The 18,553-nt window shown below is 38.3% G+C and carries 20 protein-coding genes; 14 read left to right on the top strand and 6 right to left on the bottom strand.

Annotated elements, in window-relative coordinates; all coding sequences use genetic code 11:
* The first annotated feature begins 268 nt into the window (after nucleotides 1-268).
* A complete protein-coding gene (gene gltX, locus BTO23_RS01645) occupies nucleotides 269-1,696 on the top strand; it encodes a glutamate--tRNA ligase (RefSeq protein ID WP_060991596.1) in 1,428 nt (475 codons plus the stop codon).
* Nucleotides 1,697-1,796: 100 nt separating this feature from the next.
* On the opposite strand, the gene BTO23_RS21275 is transcribed toward gltX, so the two are convergent.
* The 3 genes from BTO23_RS21275 to BTO23_RS01655 all read right to left on the bottom strand — a co-directional run bounded on the left by BTO23_RS21275 (nucleotide 1,797) and on the right by BTO23_RS01655 (nucleotide 5,331).
* On the bottom strand, nucleotides 1,797-1,964 hold the full coding sequence (locus BTO23_RS21275; RefSeq protein ID WP_170066686.1) for a hypothetical protein: 168 nt from the start codon (nucleotides 1,962-1,964) through the stop codon (nucleotides 1,797-1,799).
* A gap of 146 nt (nucleotides 1,965-2,110) precedes the next feature.
* A complete protein-coding gene (locus BTO23_RS01650) occupies nucleotides 2,111-3,742 on the bottom strand; it encodes a tetratricopeptide repeat-containing diguanylate cyclase (protein ID WP_181044587.1) in 1,632 nt (543 codons plus the stop codon).
* 452 nt (nucleotides 3,743-4,194) lie between these two features.
* A complete protein-coding gene (locus tag BTO23_RS01655) occupies nucleotides 4,195-5,331 on the bottom strand; it encodes a flagellar assembly protein FlgT (RefSeq protein WP_060991595.1) in 1,137 nt (378 codons plus the stop codon).
* Between the two features lie 168 nt (nucleotides 5,332-5,499).
* On the opposite strand from BTO23_RS01655, the gene BTO23_RS01660 reads away from it, so the two are divergent.
* Together BTO23_RS01660 and BTO23_RS01665 are read left to right on the top strand one after the other, a co-directional pair.
* Nucleotides 5,500-6,135, top strand: coding sequence for a FlgO family outer membrane protein (locus BTO23_RS01660; protein WP_060991594.1), 636 nt, complete (start codon nucleotides 5,500-5,502; stop codon nucleotides 6,133-6,135).
* An 8-nt stretch (nucleotides 6,136-6,143) separates the two neighbouring features.
* Complete coding sequence (locus tag BTO23_RS01665) at nucleotides 6,144-6,578, top strand: LPP20 family lipoprotein (RefSeq protein ID WP_060991593.1); 435 nt, start codon at nucleotides 6,144-6,146, stop codon at nucleotides 6,576-6,578.
* A gap of 221 nt (nucleotides 6,579-6,799) precedes the next feature.
* Here BTO23_RS01665 and BTO23_RS01670 read toward each other — a convergent pair whose 3' ends face one another.
* From BTO23_RS01670 to flgA, 3 genes are all read right to left on the bottom strand, one after another.
* Nucleotides 6,800-7,228 (bottom strand): flagella synthesis protein FlgN, encoded by a 429-nt coding sequence (locus BTO23_RS01670; protein WP_060991592.1) that lies wholly within the window; start codon nucleotides 7,226-7,228, stop codon nucleotides 6,800-6,802.
* Between the two features lie 48 nt (nucleotides 7,229-7,276).
* Complete coding sequence (gene flgM / locus BTO23_RS01675; RefSeq protein ID WP_060991591.1) at nucleotides 7,277-7,588, bottom strand: flagellar biosynthesis anti-sigma factor FlgM; 312 nt, start codon at nucleotides 7,586-7,588, stop codon at nucleotides 7,277-7,279.
* 218 nt (nucleotides 7,589-7,806) lie between these two features.
* Nucleotides 7,807-8,529, bottom strand: a complete 723-nt coding sequence (gene flgA, locus BTO23_RS01680; protein ID WP_245922068.1) for a flagellar basal body P-ring formation chaperone FlgA — start codon at nucleotides 8,527-8,529, stop codon at nucleotides 7,807-7,809.
* Between the two features lie 95 nt (nucleotides 8,530-8,624).
* Between flgA and BTO23_RS01685 the strand changes: the two genes are divergently transcribed.
* The 11 genes from BTO23_RS01685 (at nucleotide 8,625) to flgJ (ending at nucleotide 18,499) form a co-directional block, all read left to right on the top strand.
* On the top strand, nucleotides 8,625-9,545 hold the full coding sequence (locus BTO23_RS01685; protein ID WP_060991590.1) for a chemotaxis protein CheV: 921 nt from the start codon (nucleotides 8,625-8,627) through the stop codon (nucleotides 9,543-9,545).
* A gap of 71 nt (nucleotides 9,546-9,616) precedes the next feature.
* Nucleotides 9,617-10,444, top strand: a complete 828-nt coding sequence (locus BTO23_RS01690; RefSeq protein WP_060991589.1) for a CheR family methyltransferase — start codon at nucleotides 9,617-9,619, stop codon at nucleotides 10,442-10,444.
* 194 nt (nucleotides 10,445-10,638) lie between these two features.
* Complete coding sequence (gene flgB, locus BTO23_RS01695) at nucleotides 10,639-11,034, top strand: flagellar basal body rod protein FlgB (RefSeq protein ID WP_060991588.1); 396 nt, start codon at nucleotides 10,639-10,641, stop codon at nucleotides 11,032-11,034.
* 2 nt (nucleotides 11,035-11,036) lie between these two features.
* On the top strand, nucleotides 11,037-11,453 hold the full coding sequence (gene flgC, locus BTO23_RS01700) for a flagellar basal body rod protein FlgC (protein ID WP_005420405.1): 417 nt from the start codon (nucleotides 11,037-11,039) through the stop codon (nucleotides 11,451-11,453).
* A gap of 15 nt (nucleotides 11,454-11,468) precedes the next feature.
* On the top strand, nucleotides 11,469-12,179 hold the full coding sequence (gene flgD / locus BTO23_RS01705; protein ID WP_060991587.1) for a flagellar hook assembly protein FlgD: 711 nt from the start codon (nucleotides 11,469-11,471) through the stop codon (nucleotides 12,177-12,179).
* A gap of 163 nt (nucleotides 12,180-12,342) precedes the next feature.
* Entirely contained in the window at nucleotides 12,343-13,641 is a 1,299-nt protein-coding gene (gene flgE, locus BTO23_RS01710) for a flagellar hook protein FlgE (RefSeq protein WP_060991586.1), read from the top strand.
* Between the two features lie 213 nt (nucleotides 13,642-13,854).
* Entirely contained in the window at nucleotides 13,855-14,604 is a 750-nt protein-coding gene (locus tag BTO23_RS01715) for a flagellar basal body rod protein FlgF (protein WP_060991585.1), read from the top strand.
* Between the two features lie 55 nt (nucleotides 14,605-14,659).
* Nucleotides 14,660-15,448 carry a flagellar basal-body rod protein FlgG gene (gene flgG / locus BTO23_RS01720; protein ID WP_060991584.1) on the top strand — a complete coding sequence of 263 codons (789 nt, stop codon included), beginning with the start codon at nucleotides 14,660-14,662 and terminating at the stop codon, nucleotides 15,446-15,448.
* A gap of 12 nt (nucleotides 15,449-15,460) precedes the next feature.
* Entirely contained in the window at nucleotides 15,461-16,252 is a 792-nt protein-coding gene (gene flgH, locus BTO23_RS01725) for a flagellar basal body L-ring protein FlgH (protein WP_060991583.1), read from the top strand.
* Between the two features lie 2 nt (nucleotides 16,253-16,254).
* Nucleotides 16,255-17,376: a flagellar basal body P-ring protein FlgI gene (locus BTO23_RS01730; protein WP_060991582.1), complete on the top strand. Its 1,122-nt coding sequence runs from the start codon at nucleotides 16,255-16,257 to the stop codon at nucleotides 17,374-17,376.
* A gap of 118 nt (nucleotides 17,377-17,494) precedes the next feature.
* Nucleotides 17,495-18,499, top strand: coding sequence for a flagellar assembly peptidoglycan hydrolase FlgJ (gene flgJ, locus BTO23_RS01735; protein ID WP_060991581.1), 1,005 nt, complete (start codon nucleotides 17,495-17,497; stop codon nucleotides 18,497-18,499).
* Nucleotides 18,500-18,553: the final 54 nt, after the last annotated feature.

Below are 18,553 nucleotides of genomic sequence, written 5' to 3' on the forward strand. Positions count from 1 at the left end.
GCGACATCATCGAAATCATTAGAGATGTTGAGCTATTGGTATGAGAAAGCATCTTCTGAAGACAAAGCTCAGATTTTGACTTGGTTACTAAATAAATAATTATCTGAATTTTAAAAGTGGTTAAGTGAGTTACTTAACCACTTTTTCTATTTTTTAAATTAGGCACTCTCCCTCTTTCCCATTGTAGATTTACCTTATGGTGCTAAAATAGCGCATAAATTATGTGGTGCTGACAGATTCAGCGCAACCTCTTCAAAAGGTAATAACAATGACGGTTAAAACTCGTTTTGCTCCAAGCCCAACAGGCTACCTTCACGTTGGTGGTGCACGTACTGCACTTTACTCATGGCTTTTTGCTAAAAACCAAGGCGGCGAATTTGTTCTTCGTATCGAAGATACTGACCTTGAGCGTAATTCTCAGGAAGCGGTTGATGCGATCCTAGAAGGTATGCAATGGATGGGTATGGAATGGGATGAAGGCCCTTATTACCAATCTAAGCGTTTTGACCGTTACAACGAAGTTGTAGATCAACTGCTTGCAGAAGATAAAGCATACAAATGCTACGCATCAAAAGAATTGCTTGATGAAATTCGTGCAGAACAAGAAGAAAACAAAGAGATGGCTCGCTATGATGCAAACCACCCTAAAATTGTTGAAGCTAATGCTGCAGCAAAAGAAGGTGATGCTTGTGTGATCCGCTTCCGTAACCCTAAAGAAGGTTCGGTAGTATTTGATGACCAAATCCGTGGTCGTATCGAGATCTCAAACAGCCAATTAGATGATTTGATCATCCGTCGTACTGATGGCGCACCAACATACAACTTCGTAGTTGTGGTTGATGACTGGGATATGGGTATTACTCAAGTTATCCGCGGTGAAGATCATATCAACAACACACCTCGTCAAATTAACATCTATGAAGCATTAGGTGCTCCAGTACCAATGTTTGCACACTGTGCAATGATCTTAGGTGATGATGGTGCAAAACTGTCTAAGCGTCATGGCGCAGTATCAGTTATGCAATACCGTGATGAAGGTTATCTACCAAATGCGCTAAATAACTACTTAGTTCGTTTAGGTTGGTCTCATGGCGACCAAGAGATCTTCTCTCAAGAAGAAATGATTAATTTATTTAGCTTAAATGCGGTAAGTAAATCAGCATCAGCATTCAATACTGATAAACTGTTATGGTTAAATAACCATTACATTAAAACATCAGAGCCTGAGTATGTTGCCAAATATCTACAATGGCATTTAGATCAAAAAGAGATCTCTCTTGAAAATGGCCCAGCAATTACTGATGTAATCACTTTAGTTGGTGAGCGTTGTAATACGCTAATCGAATTAGCTGAGCAATCTCGCTACTTCTACCAAGATTTTGAAGAGTTCGAAGCCGGTGCTGCTAAGAAACATCTACGTGGCGTTGCTAAAGGCCCATTAGAGCTTGCTCTTGCTAAAGTTGAAGCTCTAGAAGAGTGGACAACTGAAAACCTTCACAATATGATTGAAGAAGTATGTTCAGAGCTTGAAATTGGTATGGGCAAGATTGGTATGCCTTTACGTGTTGCTGTTACTGGTGGTGGTCAATCTCCATCCGTTGACGCGGTAATGCAATTAATTGGTAAAGAGCGTGTTGTTGCTCGTATCAAGATGGCATTAGCATTTATTGCTGAACGTGAAGCTAACGCTCAGTAATACTGAGTATAGAGTTTAGTTTTAAGTATATTATTGAAATATAATAAAAAAGCCGTTGAAAGGTTTACTATTCAGCGGCTTTTTTTTATTGATTAAACATCTATTTAATTGTGCCTTTTGCCACTTTACAAAGTGTTGCATACGTTATTACGATGCTACCATCAGTTTGTTCACAGGACACTTTCGGTCCGATTTCAGTAGAGCCTTCTAAAGCAAACGAATTAAAAGAAAAAAGAGTAACTAAAATTGTTAACCGTGCATATTTCATTTTTATGATCCTCAATAAACGTTCTATTGATTAATCCATTATGGTTATTGGTTGCTGCACATCCATTGCTTATTTAAATATAGACATTGTTTTGATCTTGTAAATGAGAATCGGTTAATTACATTTTATTACACCGCTAATGAGGTTTAAATTATAGGATCAACTAAAGCATCTACAATACAGTTTTTGCCATTTTGTTTTGCTTGATAAAGCCCTTCATCTAATATGAAATATATCTGCTCTACATCCTTCATTTCCCGCTCAAGGTAGACCCAAGAAAAACTCGCGGTAATAGATAGTTTTTTCCCATCCAGCGTATTAAAACTGCTTTTCTCTAAATTTGAACGAGCTGATTCAATCATTTCAAAACATGCATTTTTTGTTTCATTAGAAAGTAAGATTAAAAACTCTTCTCCACCAATACGGCCTATTTGATGAGGTGGTGGCATTGCCTCTTCTAAAATTGAATAGAGATGTTTAAGTCCTAAGTCACCATTTGGGTGACCGTGTAGGTCATTTAATTGTTTAAAGTTATCAATATCCAACATGACTAATGTTGTTTGATCATGAAAGTTCGCTAATTTCTTATTTATTATTTCAAATATAGAATGTCGATTATTTGCATTAGTTAATACGTCTTTATGCGCCAAAGTGTTAAGGCGTTTTCTTGAGCGTAAAATAAAATAGATAGTAATGCTGAGAAGAACAATGATGATTTGAAACAGTAAGCGATATTTCTTTTCTATGTTTATTTCAAGTTGCTTCTGATGAACAACCTTTAAATTATTGAGTTGTTGCTCCTCCTTTTCAATAAGAGATTTACGTAGTTGTAAGGCAGCGTAAGCTTCTTGGTGATCAATAGAATGGATTTTATTTATAATTTCTTCGTATTTTTTTCGAGAACTTAATGCAGGTTCAAAATTACCAATAAATTCATGTATTTGAGATTGAATTAAGTAAGAGGCAGATAAAGCCTGTTGATTTTGTGATTTTTCAGATTTATCTATAGCGATAGCGATATAATTTAATGCTTTATTTACATTCTCATATTTTAAGTAAACTTGGCTGAGTGCTTGGTATATTTCGATGTTTAGATCTGAATTCGAATTAAGATCAAGTTGCTTAAGGGCAAGTAGTAGGTACTCAATACCTTCATCATAATAACCTTGAGCATTAAGAACACAGCCAAAGATAAGGTATGCTCGACTTAATGTGTTAGCGTTATAATTGTCTTGCAGTTGCTCTATAGCTAATGTCGCAGAGATCTTAGCTTGAGTGTAATCTGATGACTGTAAATATATTTTAGCAAGTATAAGGTGTGATTGAGCTATCTTTTGTGGAATGTTTCGCTCTATACGAATATCTAGTGCTTTAATCGCATATTCCTTCGCTGAATTTATTTTGCCCATCTTTAGCAATAAGGAACTTATATTATTATAAGCAGTATCGTTAATTTCATAAGGTTTTGTCAGGGAAAGGGCTTTTTCACTAACAATTAATGCAGACTGATAATTGGTAACGCCTTGGTAGCTTAAAGCTAACAAGCGATATCCCCATTTTATATCAATAAAATTGTTTGGCGTTTTTTCTAAATGTTTTAATGCCGACTGACAGTAAAACTCAGCCAAATAGTGATTTCCTAATGCTAAATTGGCTCGACATTGATGGAGTTGAATTAAGCTATTTAAATCTAAATTATTAAGACTTTTTGCTTTGTTCTGAGCTGTTTTAATATAGTGCAGTGATTTTTTATATTTCCCTTCATCTTCTAAGTCCATTGCCTTTAAAATCAAATGTTCAATATTTTCATAGAGATCAGCACTGTAGTTGTTTGTTTGATGGAGGTAAGTATCGCCTCTGCGAGTAACAAAACCATGAATACGAGTTGCTGTATATACTCGCTCAGCGGAAGGAGGCAGTGATGAATAGACGTCACTAAGCATCGATAAGGCTCTGTTTTGATCCTGTATACGATATTGGTGGTATTGTTTTTGCCAGGCTTCTTCTGACATAACTGAACTAGCAGATGAAACAAAGCTTATCAGTAATAATAAACTACTAATAATGAAACGGAACTGTCCTAGCATTACGACTCAATGGGAATGTTGTTCTAATTATATTGGAAAGAATATCTCAAGATTGAGGGTAAAACGAGGATAAGTCTCATAAAAAAAAGAGAAACTACCATAATTGATAATTTCTCTTAGATATTAATGATCTACATCTACTTTTATTGAATGACAGTTTTATGCATTACATCACCAATTTGAACGCTATTGATGAGCTGCGGTTGATCTATTATCAATTCAGCATTCTGTTCATACACTCGATCAACGGTTAATGTGATGTTGGTTTTTGCTACTTTATTACGTGGTAGACCATTTTGATCAATGAATGAACCAGTATGCCAAAGATCTAATTTATCACCTTTGCTAACACCATGAATGCGACCAAGATCCATCGTGATGCGATTGTTATTAATACTGACTACTTGTGGGAGAGTAATCTTACAAGCGAATTGGTTTTCAAGATCTAACATCATATCGCGGTTCACTCGAAGAACCATTTCACCATAAGCTGAAGTCCAAAAGCGAGCACTCTGAGTATCGACTTCGCTTGTTTTTGGAAAGTCCCACTGAGCAACTTCACGATAGTTATTGTTATAGACTGTTTGTCCTGTTTTACCATCTAATACAGCAACCTCAATAGCGAATTGACGATTTATCGTGTCTTTCTTTAATAAATTCTGATCAATCGTTGCACTTAGATCTGTAATGTTGCCAGAGAAAATATATTGAGCGCCATGATCTTCTGCAATCATTTTTGCAACTTCAGGTTGGCGTTTATCTATTCGGACATGAGATGTACCAACAGAAATAAAGCTTTGTGACTCTTTATCTAGTTGACGAGAGAAAACGGTGCTTAGGTCTTCACCTAACTTATAAACTTTACCCATAACTGCTTGCTGTGGCGAGTCTACCGTTATTTCACTTGTCATTATGGTTTTCTTGTATTGACCAACATGGCAACTGTTTGCCGAAGGGTAAATATCAATACGAGCAGTAATGTATAACTTTCCATTTTTTTTCTTTTCTTTCACAACTTCAATACTGCGAATTTCACTTCCACTGAATTGATAGCGTTTTTCATCATTCTCAAAGAAGACTTTAAGATCATTTAAACGGCTAATGTCGGCCCCTGAAAAGAGCATTGCTTGATAAGCGGCATCTTCTAGTGCATGAGGTCTTGCCGCATTTTTACTGGTTAATACACTTGCTGAGCCAGTTACCTCAAACCACTCTGCATTAGCAGGTAAGGTGTAACCTATTGTTAATATTGATGTAAGTAAAAAAAATATTCTTTTCATTGCTGCTATCTGCCAAGTGGGTATGAAATTTGCTAACTAATATTTGTTGATTGATAAAAGTACTTACAAATTGCGTTTCCTAAACTACTGCAATTTTTGTTCCTAGTTTAAATTTGACGCTTAAATCAAGCGAGTAAGTACATAAAAACATTATCTGGAGATAATAGAATGAGAGTATTAGTTGTAATTTTGCTGTCAATGGTGATGAGCGCATGCGCCTACTCACCAATTTATAATGGTAAAGAACCTTATAATGGCAGCCCATTTATGTTGGCAGATACACCGCGACATACAATGGATTACTTTATTGAGAGTTTAACAGAGCAATTGGTAACATCGAACACGACATTGTCGGCACGATCTCCGATTGCAATTACTTCTTTTGTAGATTTACAACAGATGGATCAAACCAACTGGTTAGGTAATTCAGTGACAGAAGGATTTATGTTCCAGTTACAACGCCGTGGTTTTAAAGTTATTGATTATAAAACAACAGGCAATATTCGTGTAACTCAACAGGGTGATTTTGCTTTTAGTCGTGACTGGAAAGAGTTAGTACAAGAACAGCAGGTTGATTACGTATTAACTGGCACGATGCTTCGCCAAGATGGTGGTGTACTAATTAATGCTCGAGTTATTGGTATGCAGACTAGAATTGTTGTTGCCTCGGCACAAGGTTTCCTTCCTGCGGATCGAATTGGCCGTGATTTAGATACCTTAAACACCATGCGTATGGAAGATGGTGTTCTTATTCGTTCTGATGTGAAGAAAGCAGAGCGTAATACAATTATCTTACGTCCATAGGAGGTCTAATGATGAAACATTGGTTTTTATTAGCATTATTAGTACTTGTTGGTTGCCAACCTCTTGGCGTGATGCGTGAAAGTGATCATTTGAATGCTGTCGGATATGCGAGCATTAGTGAACAAGCTGGAAAGAATATTGATGAAAAACGTATCCGAGCTATGCGAGCATCAAAGGTTGATGCCTATCGTGAACTGGCTGAGCAAGTTTACGGAATGCGTATTAGTGGTAAAGTTGAAATGAATGATCAACAACTGGGTGAAGAAACAACCAGTGCTGGTGTTGACGGTATTATCCGTGGCGCAGAAGTGGTTCGAACTTATCCAGTTGGAGACAGTTATGTTACAGAGCTCAAACTTGATTTGAAAAAGATGGAACGCATGAAGAATCAGGGTCAAGTTTATGACGTACCATCAACACAAAGAAAAACAACGTTGTTCTAATTAACGAATAAACACTCTCATTCAACATATTTGCCCTTGGCGCTTTTAGCTCCGAGGGCTTTTTTATAGGAAGCTGTGACCAGATTTTAGGTATGAATTAGAATAGATAAAGCAGGGGGCTAGGTTTTAAGAAAAGATAAAAGATAAAAGAACAGATAGCACTATGCCGTATATCGAGGATTATATTATCGATATTAGAAGGTGATGGAAAAGAGGGGAAATTAGGCTTTTACGTTAGTACCCAACGTAGTGATATTACGAGTTTGACCTTCTGCAGTATATGTCATGCCATTCTTGCCGCGACTTTGTTGCATGAGGTTATTTAATTTATTAAAACTCAATTGTGCACGTTGAAGTGCTTCGCCATTAACGACGTTTTCTTCTTTACAATCATGGATGATAGATTTTATCTCAACCACTTTTTCATTTAGTGCACTATCTTCAGAAAGAAGTTGTCTTTCTGCATGGCTGCCTAATAATTGATCATACTGACGTAGTTGGTTTAATAATCCCAATTTATCGTGGGCAATACTTTCCATTTCTGCTGGTTTTCTACTTGCAATAGCTACCTTCTCTCGGCTAAGAACAGTCGAAAGTGATAATGCAACACTGCGTTGTAGATCCAATAATTCAGTTAATGTTTGAGCCATGTTGTCTCTATATCAAAGGTATACAATGAGAAAAGTAACCAGCCTAGGTTATAGGCCGGCTAATTCATCTTCAAATTTAATCATGTTGTCTGCCAGACGCTCAGGGTCAACAGAGTAAGAGCCATTTGCAATAGCTGCTTTAATTGCGGCAACTTTGTCTTCATTAAAAGAAGGTTCTGTTGCTAGTTGTTGGTGCATTTGGCCAATTTCTTTTCCTTGATTGCTCAAAGAGACTGCATCTGTTTTTGCAGACAATGCAGGTGCTGAACTTGCAGGTGACTTATCACCAGAATCAACACGAGCTTGATTGCGTACAGTTGCCATTGCTTGGCTAGCACGTAGTTGGTCAATACTTGTCATATTATTCAAGCCTTTTCGCCGGTTAATACATTCTCATAATCTATCTATCGGCTGTCAAAAAATTAACTTAAGCAAATAATGAATTTTTTTGACGCTTTTTTCATTATTTTAAACTGTGGTAAAACTAAGCATAAATAATGCCACAAAAGTCATATCGGCATTAACTCAAAGAAGTTTAGAAAAAAATTCAATATTCTGCACTGGATTAAATCCAGCGTTTAAAAGCGAATACTAATTTCACCTACGGCAGTTACGATACCGCTGACAATACGTTTAGATTTGTCATTTTCAACATTTACTTTATCGCCTAAAGTCCCGTCGCCTAGTGCCGTTCCCTTTGTTAGAATGCTTAATTCCCCTTTTACTGCTTTAATTATAACACTGTCGTTGCGACACACCATGCAGATGTCGTTTTTTTCGACAACTTCGCCTGCTCTTACGCTGCGTTTAATTCTAGAGCCGATAATATCATTTGGGTTAACGTAACCCCCTCGTCGATAAGTTCGGCTATTAACTAACGTTAATACTAAATCACTGCTTGATATTGAATGTCCTTTTGATAAAGGAGATATTGCAGTAACTAGTGGCATCATTAATTCTGTTTTGACAGGAACATATACTTTCCAATCATCAAGTTGGCATTCAACTAATACTGATGTGTTGCCACTTGTATTTAAACGTCCAGGTAAAGATGCACTGAGCGGTTTTGGACAATCTGTTGCGTAAATTCGATTATCAATACGTGCCGCCTCTACACTGATAGTCCCATTTTTAGGGATTTCAATTTGGGTTTGAATAAAAGACTCTGCCGTTTGTTTGATTGCGTTTAGTTGCTCATCTGTGGCAGCATACGCAATAGAATTAAAGAAACTTATGAATACGCCGATAACGCTTATAAGTCGATAAAAAGTGATCTTGGAATCACGTTTTTTTATTATCATATTTTTATTATAAAATGCCATATGGTATATCGTGTTCTTCATGGGTTTATGTTAGGCTCACGGTTCATTGATAATGGCACAAGATGGAGTCATATATGACAGGTATACTGGATTCGGTGAATCAGCGCACACAACTTGTTGGACAAAACCGTTTAGAACTACTTACTTTCCGTCTTATGGGACGTCAACGTTATGGTATTAACGTTTTTAAAGTAAAAGAAGTATTACAGTGTCCGAAGTTGACTTCAATGCCAAATTTAAATCCATTAGTAAAAGGAATTGCTCACATTCGAGGTCAAACGATCTCTGTGATTGATTTGAGCCTTGCAACTGGTGGACGTGCAACAACAGATATTGATAAGTGTTTTATTATTATTTCTGAGTTTAACCGTACTATTCAGGGGTTCCTTGTTAAGTCTGTTGAGCGTATTGTAAATATGCACTGGGAAGCCATCTTGCCACCACCGCAAGGTACGGGTCGTGCAAACTACCTAACAGCAGTAACTAACATTGATGATGAACTGGTTGAAATTCTTGATGTAGAAAAGATTTTGGCCGAAATTGCGCCTATCGATGAAACTATGAATGAAACATTGGTTGAAGAAATGGCAGCAATTAGCCCTGAAGTTGTACGTAAAGTATTGATTGCAGATGATTCAAGTGTTGCTCGTAAACAAGTTCAACGAGCAGTTCAATCTATTGGTTTTGAAACTATCATGGTTAAAGATGGTAAAGAAGCATTAGATAAGCTGGTTGATATGGCGAACGAAGGCAATATTTACGAGCAAATTGGTTTGGTTATTTCTGATGTAGAAATGCCAGAGATGGATGGTTATACCTTAACTGCTGAAATCCGTCGTGAGCCAGCACTGAAAGATCTACACGTGATATTACATACTTCATTGAGTGGTGTATTTAACCAAGCAATGGTAGAACGTGTTGGTGCAAACCAATTTATTGCGAAGTTTAATCCAGATGAGTTGGGTGCCGCAGTAAAAAGAGCGGTTGAAAAATAAAGCCTACCTGTTATTTTGTCACCTGCACTGTAAGGTGACATTCATTTTTTTATTTGGAAATTTATTCGTTAATGACAACTATAACTATCAACGAACAAGAATATCGTGATTTTAGCCGATTTCTTGAGTCTCAATGTGGCATTGTTCTTGGTGACAGTAAGCAATATCTAGTGAGAAGCCGACTGAGTCCTTTAGTTGCTAAGTTTTCATTAGCTTCATTGTCTGATTTACTAAAACAAGTGATTTCGGGTCGTAATCGTGAATTGCGTGTTGCTGCGGTTGATGCAATGACAACCAATGAAACATTATGGTTTAGAGATGGTTACCCGTTCACGGTATTGTCTGAAAAGCTTCTTCCAGAGTTAGCGGCAAACCGTCGCCCATTAAAAATCTGGTCAGCGGCAAGTTCATCAGGTCAAGAACCTTACTCAATGGGGATGACCATTGCTGAGATCCAAGCGCGTAAGCCTGGTTTTCTTCCAAACATTAGTATTACAGCAACTGATATTTCACCATCAATGCTAGAAAACTGTAAAGCAGGTGTTTACGATAATCTTGCATTAAGTCGTGGTTTATCTCCAGAACGCCGTCGTGCATTTTTTGAAGACGCGGGTGATGGAAAAATGAAAATTAACGATAAAATTAAACGTATGGTTAATTTCAGACCTCAAAACTTAATGGACAGCTACAGTTTATTAGGTAAATTTGACATCATCTTTTGCCGTAATGTACTTATTTATTTTTCACCAGACATGAAAGCGAAAGTGTTAAATCAGATGGCGGCAAGTCTTAACCCTGGTGGGTATTTATTGCTTGGTGCTTCTGAGTCATTAACAGGTTTGACGGATAAATTTGAAATGGTTCGCTGTAATCCAGGAATTATTTATAAACTTAAATAATCATATTTGAGTAAATTACCAACAAAAAGCGGCTTAGGTCGCTTTTTTTGTGCCTGAAAAGCAGGTTCGGCATGTTAATTGCTATATTTTTACTAGTAGTATCGTCAATCTGTTTGTTAAGTAACAAAGTTGGCATACAGGTTGCTATATAGAAATTATATATACTGCTAGTCAGTTCTTGTGGAGGGTTTGAAATGGCAATTTCTTTTGATAACGCATTAGGTATTCATCAGTACACGGTAGGAGTTCGCTCTGAACGTGCTGAAATGCTAGCGACAAACATCGCTCAAGCAAATACACCAGGCTATAAAGCAAAAGGAATGGATTTTCAAAAAGCAATGCAGTCGGCAACATCGAAGGCAAGCATGGGTCTTAGTCGCACCGATGGTCGGCACATTAATGCCTCAACACGAATGGCAGGGGAAATTCAATACCGAGTACCTACTCAACCAGATACGGGTGATGGGAATACGGTTGATGTAGATTTGGAACGTAATTTATTTATGCAAAACCAACTTCGTCATCAAGCATCATTGGAATTTTTAGGTAGCAAATTCAAAAACCTAACCAAAGCAATTAAAGGGGAATAGAGATGAGCTTATTTAATGTTTTTAACGTTACAGGTTCTGCAATGAGTGCAGAGTCAGTTCGTCTTAATACCACTTCAAGTAACATGGCAAATGCTGATAGCGTAAGTAGCTCCGCTGCTGAAACGTATAAAGCTCGCCAAGCTGTTTTTGGTGCGGAATTGAGCAAAGCAAAATACAAACAAGATCATACAGTTCCTGTAAAAGTTCTTGGTATTGTAGAAAGCCAAAAACCACTGCGTGCAGAATATAACCCTGACCACCCTATGGCAAATGACGATGGCTATATTTTTAAGCCAAACGTTAATGTTATGGAAGAAATGGCAAACATGATTTCTGCTTCTCGTTCATATCAAACGAATGTTCAAGTGGCAGATGCAAGTAAACAAATGTTGCAGAGTACTCTGCGAATGGGTCAATAAGGATAGGAGGTAGCTATGACTGGAATCAATAACGTTGGTCAAAACGGCTTGTCCTACATCGACCAGCTTAAAAGTCTTCAAGAGGCAAATAAGCCTGAAAAGACTACTGGTGGTAAAAATGAACTGAAGCAAGAAGACTTCCTTTCATTATTAACCAAGCAGTTGTCTCAGCAAGACCCGTTTAAGCCGGTTGAAAACGATCAAATGATTGCGCAAATGGCATCATTTGCAACCGTTGATGGTATTGGCAAGATGAATACACAGTTTGATAGCTTGAATTCATCAATGACATCTAACCAAGCACTACAAGCGTCTTCGCTTGTTGGCCGTGATGTTCTAGTACCTGGCGCTAAAGGCTTAAAAGAAGCAGATAAAAGTATGGCGGCAATGGTTAAATTGCCACAGTCAGTTAATAACCTAATGGTTCGTGTTGAAAACGAGCAAGGTCAATTAATTCGTACTTTAGATGTGGGCGCTAAACCTGCTGGCGACACTCGTGTTGAGTGGGACGGCAAAGATGAAAAAGGCAATGCAATGCCTGCTGGTCGCTACAGTATTAAAGCGGCGGGCGTGCTTGATGGAGAAAACAAAGAATTTGGCGTATCAACATACGCTAACGTCAACAGTGTTCTTCTAGGCAAAGGCGATGGCAATGTTCTGCTTAATCTTGCTGGCTTTACCTCACCTATGAAACTAGCAGAAGTGTTAGAAGTAGGTAAGGCGTAAAAGGGCGAATATTCAGTGCAGCATGACGCTGCCTGAATACCCTTATTTGTATCGTAAAAATTCATTAATAAATAGAGCTATGCCAATTCCTTTAACATTCCCAATGACTGTGATCGTTAATGGAATTGGAAAATAATCAGCGTAGCTAGATAGGAGATATCAAATGTCATACGTAGCATTAAGTGGTCTAGCCGCTGCTCAAAAAGACTTAAATACAACATCAAACAACTTAGCAAATGCCAATACTTTTGGCTTTAAAGAATCCCGTGCAGAGTTCGGTGATGTGTATTCATCATCATTATTCTCTAATGCAAAAACCACAACAGGTGGTGGTGCTCAAACCACAAAAATTGCTCAGCAATTTCACGAAGGTTCAAGCATTTATACTAATAATCCAATGGATTTACGTATTTCTGGTCAAGGTTTCTTTGGTGTAGCAAAAGATCGTTTGCAACCAGCGACAAATGAATTAAGCCGTAACGGTGCATTTCACTTAAATAATGAGAACTACGTAACGACATCAAACGATGAATTTTTACTTGGTTACGAAGTAGATCCTGAGTCTGGTAACGTATCTTCTTATGAACCAAAAGCACTGAAGATCCCAGATCAATTTGGTAAACCAAGAGCAACTGAGAATGTTGAGATTGGTATGAACTTGCCAGCAACTGAAGTACCAAAAGATCCTGCTCTTTTTGATATGAATGATCCTGATACTTATAATAAATCGACATCCGTAACGACATACGATTCATTAGGTCAACCATACAAAATGACCACGTATTACGTAAAAGATGCAACACAACCAAATCGTTGGAATGTGTTCTATTCTTCAACGGATACGGAAGGTGAAAAAGCCGTAAATATTAATGCGGGTGATGCAACAAATGCCGCAGGCCAAATTGGTCATTCAATCATATTTAATAATGATGGCACGACTCAAAGTGTGAATGCTGGCCAGCCTGTGACAACAACGACGTTAGGCTCTAATGGTCTAAACTTGAATGGTGCGGATACAGAACAAACGCTAACCATGGATTTTGATAATCCAACTCAATTCTCAGCGCCGTTTGAAATGCGTCGTTTTAGTGAAGATGGTGCAACTACAGGTTATTTATCAAAAGTAGATATTGATAAAAGCGGAAACATTGTTGGTTCTTACTCAAATGGTAAAGATGTAACATTAGGTCGTGTAGCTATGGTTCGTGTTACTAACCAGCAAGGCCTTGCACAAAACGGTGGCACTCAGTGGTCTACGACACAAGCGTCTGGTGCTGCAATTTGGGGTGAAGCAAATCAAGGGTCATTTGGTGATATTCAAAGCGGTACCTTGGAGCAATCAAATATCGACATGACTCAAGAATTGGTTGATTTGATTTCTGCACAACGTAATTTCCAAGCGAACTCGCGTTCATTGGATGTACATAACCAACTGCAACAAAACATTCTACAAATTCGTTAATTTAAACGAGATTGTTTTTACAGAATTGCCGTCAACCTTGACGGCAATTTTTTACCCAGATTTTTTGCCTCTTACTTTCCTTTCCTTTCCTCTTTATTTATTTAATCTCTATATACCTCATCAGGTAATAAGTTAACTATTTGAAAATAAACACTAATAAAAGTTGGCACACTCATTGCTATTATACTTTTAGATAGATTATTGGAGTTCATTATGGATCGCGCATTATTTTTAGCCATGAGTGGCGCAAAGCAAAACATGCAAGCTATGCAGCTGCGTTCAAACAACCTTGCTAACGTAAGCACAACCGGCTTTCGTGCCGACTTAGAGCAAGCGCGTTCAATGCAAGCGTATGGTGAAGGTTTGCCGACTCGTGTGTTTAATATGACAGAGCGTCCAGGAAGCAGTTTTTCTCAAGGTTCAGTGATTACAACAGGACGTGATTTAGATTTAACTATCGAAGGCGATGGTTGGATTTCGGTTATGGATAACACTGGGCGTGAAGGTTTAACTCGTGCTGGTAATCTAAAAATTGATGAAACGGGTTTACTGATGAATGGCAGTGGTCACCTAGTATTAGGTGAAAATGACGCGCCAATCACTTTACCACTTCCAATTTCAAAAATTCAAATTGCAAAGGACGGTACTATCTCTGTTCTTGAGCAAGGTGCACCAGCAGAAGCAATGGCAGAAGTTGACCGCATCAAATTAGTAAAAACCGATAATCGTGATTTATTTAAAGATACGAATGGTTTGTTCCGTTCTAAAAATCCTAATAATGCCTTTCAAGCAGATGCAAATGTCACTGTACTAAAAGGGGCACTAGAAGGCAGTAACGTAAATGCCGTAGGTGAAATGACCAATTTAATTGACTTGCAACGTCAGTTTGAAATGCAAGTCAAGATGATGAGTACCGCTGAAGAGATGGATAAAGCTTCAGACTCATTATTACGTATGGGTTAATTGAATAATTAACTTTGATTAACTTAATACATTAAAGAATTTAGAGGAATACACAATGAATCCAGCATTATGGGTAAGTAAAACCGGTTTAGACGCACAACAAACGAATATTGCGACTATTTCAAACAACTTGGCGAATGCCTCAACGGTTGGCTTTAAAAAGAGTCGTGCCGTATTTGAAGATCTGTTTTACCAAAACGTAAACCAAGCAGGAGCTCAATCAACTCAAAATACTGAGCTACCAACAGGTTTAATGCTTGGTTCAGGTTCTAAAGTTGTGGCAACACAAAAAGTATTTACTAATGGTAATGCACAAACTACTTCGAACGGCATGGATATGATGATCGAAGGCAAAGGCTTTTTCCAAGTCACGATGCCAGATGGCAATATCGGTTACTCTCGTAATGGTCAATTTACATTAAATGATGAAGGTGCAATCGTAACTACTGGTGCTGGTTACCGTTTAGAGCCTGAAATTGTGGTGCCTGAAGATGCAATCAACGTGACCGTTGGTACGGATGGTGAAGTATCAGTTCGTCTACGTGGTCAACAAGATAACCAAGTGATTGGTCAAATTACGACGGTTGATTTCATTAATCCAGGCGGTTTAGAACCTGTTGGACAAAATCTTTATTTACCAACAGGCGCAAGTGGTGATCCTCAAGAGGGAACTCCAGGCCTAGAAGGGTTAGGTTCAATTCGTCAATCAATGCTTGAAGCATCAAACGTAAATGTAACTGAAGAGCTAGTAAACATGATTGAAGCACAACGTGTTTATGAAATGAACTCTAAAGTAATTTCTGCTGTTGATAAGATGGCAAGCTTTGTTAACCAACAACTGTAATTGGTGATTAGGATGAAACGTCTTCTTTGTTTATTAGTGCTAACAGCCTTAACGGGGTGTGAATCACTATTAGTTCAAAATCCGAACTTACAAGATAATGAGGTGACTTCTGCCACAACGAATGTTGATGCGGTAGAAGGCGACAAAGCAAAAGAAGAAGGTGGTGGCATTATCGATACACTTCGTGGCCGTAATGATCCAATCTCAGGCGATCCGGCTTGGGCTCCTATTCATCCTAAAGAAAAACCTGAACATTATGCAGCAGCAACGGGGTCACTATTTAATGTTGATCATGCACAGGATATGTATGATGACACTAAACCGCGTGGTTTAGGTGATATTGTAACGGTTACGCTTGCTGAAAATACTAAAGCGGCAAAAAGTGCTGATGCAGAATTATCAAAAACAAATGATTCAAGCATGGATCCATTGCAAGTGGGTGGTCAAGAGCTGCAAATGGGTGGGAAATACAATTTCTCGTATGAATTATCAAATGACAATAATTTCACTGGTAATACATCAGCAAACCAAAGCAATAGCTTAAGTGGTTCAATTACGGTAGAAGTGATTGAAGTATTATCAAATGGTAACTTATTGATCCGCGGTGAGAAGTGGCTAACACTTAATACCGGTGATGAATATATTCGTTTGAGTGGCACTATTCGTCCTGAAGACATTAATTTTGATAACACCATCGCATCAACCCGAATTTCAAACGCACGTATTCAATATTCTGGTACGGGTGATCAACAAGATATGCAAGAACCTGGATTCTTGGCACGATTCTTTAATGTAGCACTGTAATAATGACGAATCGTTGGAGTTTTGACGTGAATAAAAGCCTAGTTACCTTAATCTTTACTTGGTTATGCCTAAGTATCTCTACTGCACAAGCAGCACGTATTAAAGACGTGTCAGAAGTTGCAGGAGTTCGTAGTAACCAATTAATCGGCTATGGCTTAGTTTCTGGTTTGCCGGGAACGGGTGAATCAACACCGTTTACCGATCAAAGCTTTAATGCCATGTTGCAAAACTTTGGCATTCAATTACCACCGGGTACAAAACCAAAAACCAAAAACGTAGCCGCAGTAATGGTTACTGCTACTTTGCCAGCGTTTTCAAAACAAGGCCAAGTGGTTGATGTTACTGTTTCTTCTGTTGGTTCTGCAAAAAGCTTACGTGGTGGTACTTTACTGCAAACGTTCTTAAAAGGTTTAGACGGTAAGACCTACGCTATTGCACAAGGTAATTTAATCGTAAGTGGTTTTAGTGCAACGGGTGCAGATGGCTCTAAAATTGTTGGTAATAACCCAACAGTAGGTCGTATCTCTGGCGGAGCAATGGTTGAACGTGAAGTTCCGTCTCCATTTGGTCGTGGTGATTTTATTACGTTTAACTTATTAGAGTCAGATTTTACCACAGCTCAACGCATGGCAGATGCCGTTAATAATTTCCTTGGTCCAAATATGGCATCAGCGATTGATGCTACATCTGTACGAGTTCGTGCTCCGCGTGATATAAGTCAACGAGTTGCCTTTTTATCTGCAGTTGAGAATGTAGATTTTGATCCAGCAGATGGTTCAGCAAAGATTATTGTTAATTCACGTACTGGTACAATCGTTGTTGGTAAGCATGTTAAATTAAAAGCTGCAGCAGTAACGCATGGCGGAATGACGGTTGCTATTAAAGAAAACCTTCAAGTGAGTCAGCCGGGCCCATTCAGTGATGGTAAGACAGTAGTGACACCTGACTCAGACATCGAGGTAACGGAAGAACAGGGTAAAATGTTCAAGTTTGAGCCGGGTTTAACATTAGATGATTTAGTTCGTGCAGTAAATGAAGTGGGCGCTGCGCCTTCAGATTTAATGGCGATTCTTCAAGCATTGAAACAAGCGGGTGCAATTGAAGGTCAACTGATCATTATCTAGTAAATATGTGATGGAATGATTTTAGAAAGCGCACTTCTTCGGAGGTGCGTTTTTTTTGGCACTAAACTTGCTCTAGGTAATAGAGTAATCACGCTGATTAGAAAGAGTAAGTGTAAAGATGAATAATTCAGTAAACATGACAGACGTAGGTTTCATCCATGATGTGGGTGGTCTAGATAAATTACGTAAAAGTGCAGTTAATGGCGATCAAGATAGCCAGGATAAAGCGCTGCGTGCTGCGGCTGAGCAATTTGAATCAATCTTTACACAAATGCTTTTTAAATCAATGCGTAACGCAAACAGTTCATTTAAATCAGACATGATGAGTAGTGATAATCAGCAGTTCTTTGAGCAAATGCGTGATGATCAAATGTCGACTGAGTTATCGAAAAAAGGATCTCTCGGTTTAGCCGATATGATCGTCGCTCAACTTGGTGCATCAATGAATCAAGAGCCACCAGTTCAAAGCGGCAATAATTTAGAGCAAGATGCACGCACGGCAATGCGCAAAGCGGCAACGGATGAAACATTACGTCTACCTGCGGATTATGTTTATCCAAATACATCTGAAGCAAAGCAAGAGTCACAAGTAGAATCTCCAGCGATTGCTCAATTAGAAAAAGCATTGGCAGCAAGACCTGTGCAACAACCACAGAAATTCGAGTCTCCTCAGCAGTTTGTAGACACTATGAAGCCTTATGCAGAAAAAGCAGCAAAAGCGTTAGGTATTGATTCAAATGTTCTTATTGCACAAGCCGCATTAGAAACTGGTTGGGGTAAGAAAGTAATTCAAAACTCTGTCGATTCAAGTCATAACTTATTTAACATTAAAGCGGATAGAAGCTGGCAGGGTGATAAGATCGCTAAAAACACCTTGGAATATCACGATAACATTGCGGTTACTGAAAATGCCGCTTTCCGTTCATACGATAATTATGAAGAAAGCTTCAGTGATTTTGTTCGTTTCTTAAATCAAAACCCACGCTATGAACGTGCACTGCAACAGACTCAAAGCTCTGAAAGCTTCATTAAAGGCATTCATAGTGCGGGTTATGCAACGGATCCAAACTATTCAGATAAAGTAATGAGTGTAATGAAAACGGTAGAAAGCTTAACTAAATAGCCGTTACTTATATTTTATTGAAAGCATTAGAAATCCTGCCTTGTTAATACTAGC

Source organism: Aliivibrio sifiae (assembly GCF_002954715.1).
In the GTDB taxonomy this organism is placed as follows: domain Bacteria; phylum Pseudomonadota; class Gammaproteobacteria; order Enterobacterales; family Vibrionaceae; genus Aliivibrio; species Aliivibrio sifiae.